Below are 11706 nucleotides of genomic sequence, written 5' to 3' on the forward strand. Positions count from 1 at the left end.
TAAGCGGGTGTAGTTTAGTGGTAAAACTACAGCCTTCCAAGCTGTTGTCGCGAGTTCGATTCTCGTCACCCGCTTTGAACTTTTGTTCATTTTTACCAAGTTTTTAACTTGGGCGCGTAGCTCAGGTGGTTAGAGCGCACGCCTGATAAGCGTGAGGTCGGTGGTTCGAGTCCACTCGTGCCCATTAATAGTATGGTCCGTTGGTCAAGGGGTTAAGACACCGCCTTTTCACGGCGGTAACACGGGTTCGAATCCCGTACGGACTATATATTTGGAGGATTACCCAAGTCCGGCTGAAGGGAACGGTCTTGAAAACCGTCAGGCGTGTAAAAGCGTGCGTGGGTTCGAATCCCACATCCTCCTTAATATTAACGCGGGATGGAGCAGCTCGGTAGCTCGTCGGGCTCATAACCCGAAGGTCGTAGGTTCAAATCCTGCTCCCGCAATTTGGCTCGGTAGCTCAGTTGGTAGAGCAATGGATTGAAGCTCCATGTGTCGGCGGTTCGATTCCGTCTCGCGCCATCAATTCAATAATCAGGAAGGGTAGCGAAGAGGCTAAACGCGGCGGACTGTAAATCCGCTCCTTCGGGTTCGGGGGTTCGAATCCCTCCCCTTCCATCCTTTACGGGCATAGTTTAAAGGTAGAACTAAGGTCTCCAAAACCTTCAGTGTGGGTTCAATTCCTACTGCCCGTGTTAATAATTATGGCGGGTGTGGTGAAGTGGTTAACACACCAGATTGTGGCTCTGGCATGCGTGGGTTCGATCCCCATCACTCGCCTATTTATTAATATTATTATTGGGGTATAGCCAAGCGGTAAGGCAAGGGACTTTGACTCCCTCATGCGTTGGTTCGAATCCAGCTACCCCAGTTAAATTTATGCCGGCGTGGCGGAATTGGCAGACGCGCTGGACTCAAAATCCAGTGTCCGCAAGGACGTGCCGGTTCGACCCCGGCCGCCGGTATAGATTATAAAGGAGTTTTACTCCTTTTTTTGTTTTATTTTTTTCTTTTTTGTGATATAATTAACCGGTAAAGTTTCTTTTAGTGAATTAGAAGGAGTTAATTTTGTCTGAAGTTGCAAATAAAATCGATCGTTTTTTAAATTCTATTTTATTATTATCTGAGAATCAACATGAGATTTTAGTTGGTTCTTGTACAAGTGGTGTTTCATTAACCAACACTCAGGAACATATTTTGATGCTGGTTGCTGATGAAGCTCTAACCAATTCTGTCTTAGCAAAGAAATTGAATGTTAGTCAGGCAGCGATCACGAAGGCTGTGAAGCCCTTATTAAGTCAGGGGATGCTGGAGACTTATCGCGATGAAAATGATGCACGGGTTCTCTATTACCGCTTAACTGAGATTGGTAAGCCGATTGCCTTAGAGCATCAGCACCACCATCAGCATACCCTTCACACTTATGAGGATGTCTTGTCGAAGTTTACTAAGAATGAGCAAGGGGTCATTTCGCGGTTTTTAGATTTATTGGAAGAGGAGTTATAGTTTGAGGTATATTACGGTTTCAAATTTATCGTTCTATTATGATCGAGAACCGGTTCTGGAAGGGATCAATTACTATTTAGATAGTGGAGAGTTTGTTACGCTGACTGGCGAGAATGGCGCTGCTAAGTCAACCTTGATTAAGGCTAGCCTTGGCATCTTACAGCCCAAGGTTGGGACTGTTGAGATTTCAAAGACGAATGTTAAGGGAAAGAAGTTAAGGATTGCTTATTTGCCGCAACAAATTGCTAGTTTTAATGCAGGGTTTCCAAGTACGGTTTATGAATTTGTGAAGTCAGGTCGGTATCCTCGTAAAGGCTGGTTTCGAAAGTTGAATGAGCACGATGAAAAGCATATTCTAAAGAGTTTAGAATCTGTTGGGATGCTGGAGTTCAAGGATCGGGCGATTGGTTCTTTGTCTGGTGGTCAGAAACAGCGGGCCGTCATTGCTCGGATGTTTGCTTCAGATCCGGATATCTTTGTTTTAGATGAACCGACAACAGGGATGGATGCGACGACAAAGAGTGATTTTTATGAGTTAATGCATCATAGTGCGCATCACCATCAAAAATCTGTCTTGATGATTACACATGATCCTGAAGAGGTTAACCAGTTTGCGGATCGGAATATTCATTTGGTTCGTGACCAAAGCTCTCCTTGGAGATGTTTTAATGTCCATGATACTGAAGGGGAGGGTGACCATGCTTGATTTATTCCAGTATGATTTTATGCAGCGGGCCTTGTTGGCTATGGTTGCCATGAGTCTTTTTTCTCCTGTATTAGGGATTTTCTTGATTTTAAGACGGCAGAGTCTGATGAGTGATACGCTGAGTCACGTCTCTCTTGCGGGTGTCGCTTTTGGACTTTTTCTTGGGATCTCTCCGACGCTCTCGACTATGATCATTGTCATTATTGCTGCGGTCTTTCTTGAGTATTTGCGGACCTTATTTAAGGACTTTATGGAGATTGGGACGGCAATTCTAATGTCCACTGGTCTTGCCCTAGCTTTGGTACTGATGCGTGGTGGTGGGAAAAGCTCGATGAGCTTGGATCAATATTTGTTTGGTTCTACCTTAACCATTACAGATGAACAGGTGATCGCCTTGTTTGTGATTGCTTTCGTTGTATTAGTGCTGACGGCCTTATTCTTGCGGCCTATGTATATTTTGACCTTTGATGAAGATACGGCCTTCGTAGATGGCCTTCCTGTCCGGACTATGTCCATTTTATTTAATGTGGTAACGGGGGTTGCTATCGCCTTAATGATTCCTGCAGCAGGATCGTTATTGGTTTCAACCATCATGGTCTTACCGGCTAGTATTGCCCTGAAATTAGGGAAGAACTTCCGTGGGGTCATGTTGCTTGCGGTCATCATTGGTTTTATCGGGATGTTTAGTGGGTTGATTTTGTCTTATATTGCAGATACACCAGCGAGTGCCAGTATTACGCTTTTATTTGTGGCACTGTTCTTGCTTGTGAATCTTGGATCACGTTTGAGGAAGTAGATATGAACTTTAAAAAATTTGGTTGGTTATTGTTAGTGGCTTTAACACTTGTTTTGACAGCTTGTGGCAAAAGTCAGAGTCAAAATGGGAAATTAAAAGTGATGACCACTTTCTATCCTGTTTATGATTTTACAAAAAATATTGTCGGAGATGAAGGAACGGTAGACCTGCTCATTGGAGCAGGATCAGAGCCTCATGAATATGAATTGTCTGCTAAGGGGCGGGCTATGATTCAAGATTCGGATGTTTTCGTTTATGAGAATGAAAACATGGAAACGTGGGTTCCAAATCTTTTGAAATCAATGAAGGATAAGAAAACTAAAGTGATCGATGCCACCAAGGGCATGGTCTTGCTTCCTGGATTGGAAGAGGAACATGAACACGAAGGGGGCGAAGAACACCATCATGAATATGATCCTCACCTTTGGCTCTCTCCACATCGTGCCATGAAGATGGTAGAGTCGATTCGTGATCAGTTGGTGGCAGCTTATCCAGATAAGAAAAAGACGTTTGAGAAAAATGCCCAAGCCTATCTGAAGAAATTACAGGCTTTGGATCAAGCTTATCAGGATGGATTGAAAGATGCGAAGCAAAAGAATTTCGTAACCCAACACGCGGCTTTCCGTTACTTGGCCTTAGATTATGGATTAAACCAGGTGGCCATTTCAGGGATTTCACCTGATAGTGAGCCTTCTGCTGCACGATTGCGTGAATTGACAGAGTATATCAAGAAAAATGAGATCAAGGTCATTTACTTTGAGGAAAATGCTTCTAAGTCCTTGGCGAAAACCTTGTCTTCTGAAGCTGGTGTTGAGTTAGCTGTCTTAAATCCTTTGGAAAGCTTGACGGATCAAGAAATGAAAGATGGCGAAGACTACGTGTCTGTTATGAAGGAGAATCTGAAGGCGCTAGAGAAAACAACGTCACAAGCTGGTAAGGATATTCAACCGGAACATGAGGAAGATGCTAAGACAGTTCAAAAGGGATATTTCGAGGATAGTCAAGTGAAGGATCGTAGCTTAGCAAATTATGCAGGTGATTGGAAATCGGTTTATCCATACTTGCAAGATGGAACTTTGGATCAGGTCTTTGATTATAAGGCAAAATTAAATCCAACTATGACGGCTGCTGAGTATAAGGAATATTATACCAAGGGTTACCAAACAGATATTGATCGGATTAAGATTGATAAGGATTCAATGGAGTTTTATCAAAAAGGATCTTCTAAGAAATATACCTATAAATACGTAGGTAAGCACATTTTGACTTATAAGAAGGGAAATCGTGGTGTTCGTTATCTATTTGAAGCCAAGGAGAGCGATGCGGGAGACTTCAAATATGTTCAATTTAGTGACCATGAAATTACTCCGGTAAAGGCAGCTCACTTCCACATTTTCCATGGAGGAAAGAGTCAAGAAGCGCTTTATGATGAGTTGGAAAATTGGCCAACTTATTATCCTTCGAACTTATCTGGTTTAGAAGTGGCACAGGAAATGCTGGCTCATTAAAAGTTGTATCAAAAGAGAGACTAGGACTGATTATCCCGGTCTCTTTTTGATTAAAAATGGGGAGTGAAGCTTGTCAAATGCTTGAAAATACGTTACAATGAAAGGGCTTTAAATTAAAAAATGTATGGGGAATTTTAAATGAAAAAAGTTGGTGCAATTCTTGTGAGTCTTCTCAGTGTGGTCCTGTTGGTAGCTTGTTCGCAGCAGAGGGTGAGTAAAAAATCACCGGCTTCTTCTAGTCAAACGACGACCTCTTCTGAGGTCAAAAAGACGGCTGCTTCTAGTTCGGAAGTGAAGGAGAAAGAAAAAAAAGAAGAGAAAAAAGAAGTGAAGAAAATGGATCTTGAAGCGATTGCCAATGGAGACTACAGCAGTATTGCTGGTATCTGGCAAGATGATAAGGGAAACAAGCTGGTCTTTAACGACAAAGGGTTGGTCTCACAAGAGTTAGAGGGCTATGGAGCTTCTTTGACGGATTATGGAACAGCATCAGAAGGCATTTATGGTGGTCGTGATGGAGGCTTCTTGTTGGAGTATATTCCTGCAGGAGTGACCATTGGTGATCAGGTCGATGATCAAGGACAGGTCGTCTTTAAAGATACATCAGATGCCTCTAAAAACCGCTTATGGTCTGGTGTTGGTATCGCTAGTTTTGGGGAACAAGGCTCGATCTACTATCATGTAGGAGATGAATAACAGAAAAAAGAGGCTGGGACAAAAGTCCTAGCCTCTCAATTATTTTTAGATTGTCGAGCAAGACGCAGTGGTTGAGTGGGCTCTACTACGCTGATTTCATCAGCTTTTACAGCCCTACTCAACTGTGCGGAGGTGGGACGACGAAATCGAATTCTAACGAATGACCGATTTCTGTCCCACTTTCTTTTTCTTATGCATGTGGGGGGAGCCATGAAAGGTCAAACTGGAGCAATTGGGCTTCAAGGAGATCCTGATGGGAAATCTCTTGCTGGTCTTTGCCATCTAATCGGGCTTTTTGGATGAAATAGGCACCTGTAGTATGGGAGTTAGCACAAATTTTGAGCTCATGGTTTGGAAGATGGAGAAGAACTTCTTTAAAGAGAGGGAGGCCCAGATCATAGATTGGTTTTCCTGGGCAGGTTGGGTAGAGTCCAAGGACCGACCAGATGTACCAAGCAGATAGGCTACCATTGTCTTCATCACCTGGGTAGGCTTGGAAATCTTGATGGAAAGCTTGGAAACGGATCTGGTGGATAAGGAGATTGGTATATTCGGGGTGAAGGCTGTGGCGGAAGAGGTAGGGAATGTGAAAGCTCGGTTGATTGGAGATGGCGATCTGCCCAAATGGAGCTTGGGCCATTTCACTCATTTCGTGGATTTCATAGCCATATCCTCTTACGTCAAATTGAGGTTTTTGATTGGCCAGATCCAGCAGTCGTTGGGTGAAGGCTTTTTTACCGCCCATTAGCTCTATCATGCCGGAGAGGTCGTGTAAGGCTCCAAAAGTAGCCTGGGTTGCAGAACATTCTGCATAATCTCCTCCCCAACTAGTAGGAGAAAAGGGGGCTTTAAACTTCCCATTGGTGGATCGCGCTCTCATGAAGCCCGTTTGGGCATCGTACAATGTTCGGTAGGAGAGGCTGGAAGCAGCATACTGAGTAGCCGTTTCTACCTGACCCAATTGCTTAGCGACGGTGGCAATGCAAAAATCACTGTAAGCATAATCGAGGCTGTGGCTAACACTTTCGTGAAAATCTTCAGGTAAGTAGCCAAGCACTTTGTAGCTTTCATTGCCATGGCGACCAAAATGTTGCATAGGATCTGTTTTTTGGGCTGTCTGGAGCATGGCTGTCAGCATGTTTTCATGTAGGTCTGGTGCGATCCCTTTTGTGACAGCATCTGCGAAGACTCCATCAATGAGAGTGCCTGGCATCATCCCTCGTTCATCTGGGGCCAACCATTTTGGTAGAAAACCAGTATCCTGGTATGTATTTAAAAATCCTTCGAGGAAGTGACGGTAGTAATCGGGGTAGACAAGGCTAAAGAGCGGAAAAGATGTTCGGAAGAGATCCCAAAAACCGACATTCGTATAAGCTTTTCCTGGTTTGATTTCATTATGGGTGACATCCAGGTGCCAGTCATTTCCCTCGGTATCTATTTCATAAAAGGTTTGAGGAAAAAGGAGGAGTCGGTACAGGCAGTGGTCGAAAAAGGCTTGATCACATCCTCCGTTATCTTTCACTTCAATTCGTTTTAGTAGCTGATTCCATTGATCGGCTGCTTTTTTTTTAGCTTCCTCTAAGGGAAGGTTGGGAAGATGGCTGTGAGTCATGTCTTGGGACAGATAAGAGCTTCCTAATTGGACGGTCACCTCATTGCTAGCAAAGGTAAGAAAAAGATCCTGATCGATGTGAGTGACAGTCTCGATCGGCTGGCTAAATTGCCACTGGAGATAGAAAGAGTAGGAAGTATCAGCAGTATGGGCCTGATCCAGAATGTGGAAGTGACAGGTGTGGTCTGTAAGGGTCAAGTCCTCTAGTTCCTTTGCTGCATGAAAGCAGAGAGTCAATTTTTCTGGTGCTTGAAAGCGCATGACAGCCCCGTAGCGGCTTGGAACCAGCTCGCTTTGAATCTGATAACGTTCCGAAAAAATACGGAGGTAGTGGGGCTGAAAAAGAGCTTCTTTCAGCGAATAACTGCTCTGGCGACGGAAGAGGTCGGAACTTGTAACTTCTCCTGTGATGGGCGTGATGAGACACCAAGCGTAGTCTCCGATCCAAGGACTAGGCTGGTGGGTGAGGCGAAACCCCTGAAAAATAGGGAGATTGGGGTTGAAAAACCAAGCTCCTTGTTCGTGTGTCGTCTGGGGAAGGAAGTAGTTCATTCCAAAAGGAACTCCGGTATAAGGGAGGGTGTTTCCGTGCGAATAGTGGGGATGATTATCGCTTCCCCAGCGGGTATCGATGGTCTGGCAAGTAGTGTGCATCTGGTCTCCTTTTTCTTCATCAACCTTAAATGGTCTGTGTTTTTCTTGGAACACGCAGTGATATTTTCTTCATTGTATCAAAGTGTTGTCAAATATGATAGCGTTTTTATCAAATGGAAAATTTTGTAGAAAAAGGGCTATAGTTTGCGTATGTATTTCCCATCTGAAATCTTTTATACTGAATAGGAAAGAATCGATACGTGTGAGGAAAATAAATGACCTATTCAAAAGAAATCGTGCGAGAATGGCTGGACCAAGTGGCTGAGCGAGCTAAGGAGTACCCTGAGTGGGTGGATGTCTTTGAACGTTGTTATACAGACACTTTGGACAATACAGTTGAAATTTTAGAAGATGGTTCAACCTTTGTGTTAACAGGGGACATCCCAGCTATGTGGTTGCGTGACTCGACGGCTCAATTGAGACCTTATCTTCATGTGGCTAAAAGAGACCCTCTCTTGCGCCAGACCATTGCTGGCTTGGTTAAACGTCAGATGACTTTGATTCTCAAGGATCCCTATGCCAACTCCTTCAACATTGAAGAGAACTGGAAGGGTCACCACGAGACCGACCATACAGATCTCAATGGCTGGATTTGGGAACGCAAGTATGAAGTGGATTCGCTGTGCTATCCCTTGCAATTAGCTTTTCTCCTTTGGAAAGAAACTGGTGAGACTAGCCAGTTTGATGAAACTTTTGTTACGGCGACCAAGGAAATCCTTCATCTCTGGACGGTGGAGCAAGACCACAAGAACTCTCCTTATCGCTTTGTTCGGGATACGGATCGTAAGGAAGACACTTTGGTAAATGATGGTTTTGGTCCTGATTTTGCCGTGACAGGGATGACCTGGTCAGCCTTTCGTCCAAGTGATGACTGCTGTCAGTATAGCTATCTGATTCCATCCAATATGTTTGCAGTGGTTGTCTTGGGTTATGTGCAAAAAATCTTTGCAGAGTTGAATCTAGCTGATAGTGAAAGCATCATTGCTGACTCTAAACGTCTGCAAGCTGAGATTCAAGAAGGGATCGAAAATTATGCCTACACCACTAATAGCAAGGGTGAGAAGATTTATGCCTTTGAGGTAGATGGTTTGGGAAATGCTAGCATCATGGATGATCCGAACGTGCCAAGCTTGTTGGCAGCTCCTTATCTGGGATATTGCGCCATTGACGATGAGGTCTACCAAGCTACTCGTCGGACGATTTTGAGCCCTGAAAATCCCTACTTCTATGAAGGGAAGTACGCAAGTGGACTAGGAAGTTCTCATACGTTTTATCGCTATATCTGGCCGATTGCTTTATCCATTCAAGGATTGACAACGACAGATAAAGCTGAGAAAAAACATTTGCTGGACCAGTTGGTTGCCTGCGATGGAGGCACGGGCGTCATGCACGAAAGTTTCCATGTAGATGATCCAACTAAATACTCGCGTGAATGGTTCTCTTGGGCCAACATGATGTTCTGTGAATTAGTCTTGGATTACTTGGATATTCGCTAATGAGCTGTCGCTTAACAGATTCTTGTAAAGAATCACAAATAGATCTTTAAATTTAAGTTAGAATGAGGTTTTACTCATGGAAAATGTTGTTGTACATATCATCTCTCATAGCCACTGGGATCGTGAGTGGTATCTACCTTTTGAAAGCCACCGGATGCAATTGGTGGAACTGTTTGACAATCTGTTTGATCTTTTTGAAAATGATCCTGAGTTCAAAAGTTTCCACTTGGATGGCCAAACCATTGTCCTTGACGACTATTTAGAAATTCGCCCTGAAAACCGTGAAAAGGTGCAGCGTTATATCGACGAGGGCAAGCTCAAGATTGGTCCCTTCTACATCTTGCAGGATGATTACCTGATCTCCAGCGAAGCCAATGTCCGCAATACCTTGATCGGACAGGCTGAATGCGCTAAATGGGGCAAATCTACTCAGATTGGTTATTTCCCGGATACCTTTGGAAATATGGGACAAGCTCCTCAAATCCTTCAAAAATCAGGCATTCACGTAGCAGCTTTTGGGCGTGGTGTGAAGCCAATCGGCTTTGACAACCAAGTCCTCGAAGATGAGCAATTTACCTCTCAATTTTCTGAAATGTACTGGCAAGGGGCGGATGGTAGCCGTGTGCTGGGTATTCTCTTTGCCAACTGGTACAGTAACGGGAACGAAATTCCAGTGGAAAAAGATGAAGCTTTGGCTTTCTGGAAACAAAAATTGGCAGATGTTCGCGACTATGCCTCAACCAACCAATGGTTGATGATGAACGGTTGCGACCACCAACCGGTTCAACGAAACTTGAGTGAAGCTATTCGTGTGGCTAACGAACTGTTCCCTGACGTGACCTTTATTCATAGCTCCTTTGATGAATATGTTCAAGCAGTGGAAAGTGCGCTTCCTGAACAATTATCTACGGTTTCGGGAGAATTGACCAGTCAGGAAACCGATGGTTGGTACACACTGGCAAATACGTCTTCCTCTCGGATTTATCTCAAGCAAGCCTTCCAAGAGAATAGCAACTTGCTCGAGCAAGTGGTCGAACCTTTGACCATCATTACTGGTGGGCATAACCATAAGGATCAATTGACCTATGCCTGGAAGACACTCTTACAAAATGCGCCACACGATAGTATTTGTGGATGTAGCGTGGATGATGTTCACCGTGAAATGGAAGTTCGTTTTGCCAAGGTCAACCAAGTTGGAAACTTTGTCAAGACCAACCTTCTCAACGAATGGAAGGGCAAACTAGCAACTCAAAAAGCGCAGAGTGAGCACCTCTTTACGGTCATCAACACTGGCTTGCACAATAAGGTGGATACTGTCAGCACGATTGTCGATGTGGCAGTTTGTCCATTTAAGGAATTGCACCCGACAGAGGGCTTCAAGAAAATGGCTGCTTTGAGCTTGCCAGACTACCATGTAGAGGATTTAGATGGACATCTTGTAGAAGCAGAGATTGAAGACTTGGGAGCAAGCTTTGGCTATACCCTGCCTAAGGATAAATTCCGCCAACCCTATATTGCACGTCAAGTGCGCGTGACGGTTCCTGTTCATTTGGCAGCCTTGTCTTGGACGACCTTCCAGCTCTTGGAAGGCAAAGCACCTCATCATGATGGTCTGTTCCAAAATGGGGTGATCGATACGCCATTTGTAACCCTTAGTATCGATGATGGCTTGACCCTCTATGATAAAACGACCAATGAGGCTTATGAGGATTTCCTTCGCTTTGAAGATCGTGGGGATATCGGTAATGAATATATCTACTTCCAACCAAAAGGAACCGAGCCGATCTATGCGGAGTTAACAGCTTATGAGGTCTTGGAAAACAATGCTCGCTATGCCAAAATCTTGCTCAAGCATGACTTGACGATCCCGGTCAGCGCGGATGAACAATTGGATGCGGAGCAAAGAGGCATTATCGAGTTTATGAACCGCAAGGCAAGTCGCTCAGAAGAGCTGACAACCATCCCTCTTGAAACGGAGATGACCATCTTTGTAGATGATCCGCAAATTCGCTTCAAGACGCGCTTCATCAACACAGCCAAGGATCATCGAATCCGTCTCTTGGTCAAGACTCACAATACACGTCCAAGCAACGATTCTGAAAGTATCTATGAGGTGGTCACACGGCCAAATAAACCAGCTGCTTCTTGGGAAAATCCTGAAAATCCCCAACACCAGCAAGCCTTCGTCAGCTTGTATGACGACGTTAAAGGAGTGACCGTAGCCAACAAAGGATTGCATGAATATGAAATCCTTGGAGACGATACGATAGCTGTAACCCTTCTCCGGGCTTCCGGTGAACTTGGTGACTGGGGCTATTTCCCAACACCAGAAGCACAATGCTTACGGGACTTTGAGGTTGAATATGCAGTAGAATGCCATCAAGCTCAGGGGCGCTTCTCAGCTTATTGCCGAGCGAAAGCTTTGCAGACACCGATGACCAGCCTTCAAGTTGAAAAACAAGAAGGAAGTGTAGCAGCGTCTGGTAGCTTACTCAAGCATACAGCTTTGACACATCCTCAGGTTTGTCCAACAGCCTTTAAGGTAGCGGAAAATGAAGAAGGTTACATCCTTCGCTATTACAACATGAGCCAAGAAAATGTGCGCGTGTCAGAAGGACAACAAACGGTTGTCGATCTTCTGGAACAACCGTATCCGGTCCATACAGGTTTATTGGCACCGCAAGAAATCCAGACAGAATGGATTAAAAAAGAAGAAATCTAATTTCAAAAAG

The 11706-nt window shown here is 44.4% G+C and carries 8 protein-coding genes and 11 tRNA genes; 18 read left to right on the forward strand and 1 reads right to left on the reverse strand.

Annotated elements, in window-relative coordinates:
* The first annotated feature begins 3 nt into the window (after positions 1–3).
* The 16 genes from NMM13_RS06720 to NMM13_RS06795 all read left to right on the forward strand — a co-directional run bounded on the left by NMM13_RS06720 (position 4) and on the right by NMM13_RS06795 (position 5212).
* Positions 4–74, forward strand: a tRNA-Gly gene (locus NMM13_RS06720).
* A gap of 36 nt (positions 75–110) precedes the next feature.
* Positions 111–184: transfer RNA gene (locus NMM13_RS06725), tRNA-Ile, on the forward strand.
* 10 nt (positions 185–194) lie between these two features.
* Positions 195–266 (forward strand) — tRNA-Glu (locus NMM13_RS06730).
* Positions 267–273: 7 nt separating this feature from the next.
* Positions 274–363, forward strand: a tRNA-Ser gene (locus tag NMM13_RS06735).
* Between the two features lie 9 nt (positions 364–372).
* A tRNA-Met gene (locus NMM13_RS06740) sits at positions 373–446 on the forward strand.
* Between the two features lie 3 nt (positions 447–449).
* Positions 450–522: transfer RNA gene (locus tag NMM13_RS06745), tRNA-Phe, on the forward strand.
* 15 nt (positions 523–537) lie between these two features.
* A tRNA-Tyr gene (locus NMM13_RS06750) sits at positions 538–618 on the forward strand.
* A 6-nt stretch (positions 619–624) separates the two neighbouring features.
* Positions 625–695 (forward strand) — tRNA-Trp (locus NMM13_RS06755).
* Between the two features lie 12 nt (positions 696–707).
* A tRNA-His gene (locus NMM13_RS06760) sits at positions 708–780 on the forward strand.
* A 19-nt stretch (positions 781–799) separates the two neighbouring features.
* Positions 800–871, forward strand: a tRNA-Gln gene (locus NMM13_RS06765).
* A 10-nt stretch (positions 872–881) separates the two neighbouring features.
* Positions 882–965 (forward strand) — tRNA-Leu (locus tag NMM13_RS06770).
* Between the two features lie 103 nt (positions 966–1068).
* Positions 1069–1506 (forward strand): zinc-dependent MarR family transcriptional regulator, encoded by a 438-nt coding sequence (locus NMM13_RS06775; protein WP_003004547.1) that lies wholly within the window; start codon positions 1069–1071, stop codon positions 1504–1506.
* A 1-nt stretch (position 1507) separates the two neighbouring features.
* Positions 1508–2212: a metal ABC transporter ATP-binding protein gene (locus NMM13_RS06780; RefSeq protein ID WP_003013743.1), complete on the forward strand. Its 705-nt coding sequence runs from the start codon at positions 1508–1510 to the stop codon at positions 2210–2212.
* Positions 2205–3008 (forward strand): metal ABC transporter permease, encoded by an 804-nt coding sequence (locus tag NMM13_RS06785; protein ID WP_049506201.1) that lies wholly within the window; start codon positions 2205–2207, stop codon positions 3006–3008. The genes NMM13_RS06780 and NMM13_RS06785 overlap by 8 nt, the downstream gene beginning before the upstream one ends.
* Before the next feature lie 2 nt (positions 3009–3010).
* Complete coding sequence (locus NMM13_RS06790) at positions 3011–4516, forward strand: zinc ABC transporter substrate-binding protein AdcA (protein ID WP_049483548.1); 1506 nt, start codon at positions 3011–3013, stop codon at positions 4514–4516.
* 138 nt (positions 4517–4654) lie between these two features.
* The gene (locus tag NMM13_RS06795; protein WP_049472597.1) at positions 4655–5212 is read left to right on the forward strand and encodes a DUF6287 domain-containing protein; all 558 of its coding nucleotides are present in this window, start codon (positions 4655–4657) and stop codon (positions 5210–5212) included.
* A 190-nt stretch (positions 5213–5402) separates the two neighbouring features.
* Here NMM13_RS06795 and NMM13_RS06800 read toward each other — a convergent pair whose 3' ends face one another.
* A complete protein-coding gene (locus tag NMM13_RS06800) occupies positions 5403–7478 on the reverse strand; it encodes a GH92 family glycosyl hydrolase (RefSeq protein WP_254728585.1) in 2076 nt (691 codons plus the stop codon).
* Positions 7479–7693: 215 nt separating this feature from the next.
* Between NMM13_RS06800 and NMM13_RS06805 the strand changes: the two genes are divergently transcribed.
* Together NMM13_RS06805 and NMM13_RS06810 are read left to right on the forward strand one after the other, a co-directional pair.
* Positions 7694–8974: a glycoside hydrolase family 125 protein gene (locus NMM13_RS06805; protein WP_254728584.1), complete on the forward strand. Its 1281-nt coding sequence runs from the start codon at positions 7694–7696 to the stop codon at positions 8972–8974.
* A 76-nt stretch (positions 8975–9050) separates the two neighbouring features.
* Positions 9051–11696: an alpha-mannosidase gene (locus tag NMM13_RS06810; RefSeq protein ID WP_254728582.1), complete on the forward strand. Its 2646-nt coding sequence runs from the start codon at positions 9051–9053 to the stop codon at positions 11694–11696.
* Positions 11697–11706 lie beyond the last annotated feature (10 nt).

The sequence above is a fragment of the Streptococcus sp. CF8_St5-11 genome (assembly GCF_024295625.1).
In the GTDB taxonomy this organism is placed as follows: Bacteria; Bacillota; Bacilli; order Lactobacillales; family Streptococcaceae; genus Streptococcus.

What these genes read in the sequence shown, in the direction of transcription:
- NMM13_RS06805 (WP_254728584.1), top strand. Translation starts at nt 7,694, where the DNA reads ATGACCTATTCAAAAGAAATCGTGCGAGAATGGCTGGACCAAGTGGCT.
- NMM13_RS06795 (WP_049472597.1), top strand. Translation starts at nt 4,655, where the DNA reads ATGAAAAAAGTTGGTGCAATTCTTGTGAGTCTTCTCAGTGTGGTCCTG.
- NMM13_RS06800 (WP_254728585.1), bottom strand. Translation starts at nt 7,478, where the DNA reads ATGCACACTACTTGCCAGACCATCGATACCCGCTGGGGAAGCGATAAT.
- NMM13_RS06810 (WP_254728582.1), top strand. Translation starts at nt 9,051, where the DNA reads ATGGAAAATGTTGTTGTACATATCATCTCTCATAGCCACTGGGATCGT.
- NMM13_RS06785 (WP_049506201.1), top strand. Translation starts at nt 2,205, where the DNA reads ATGCTTGATTTATTCCAGTATGATTTTATGCAGCGGGCCTTGTTGGCT.
- NMM13_RS06790 (WP_049483548.1), top strand. Translation starts at nt 3,011, where the DNA reads ATGAACTTTAAAAAATTTGGTTGGTTATTGTTAGTGGCTTTAACACTT.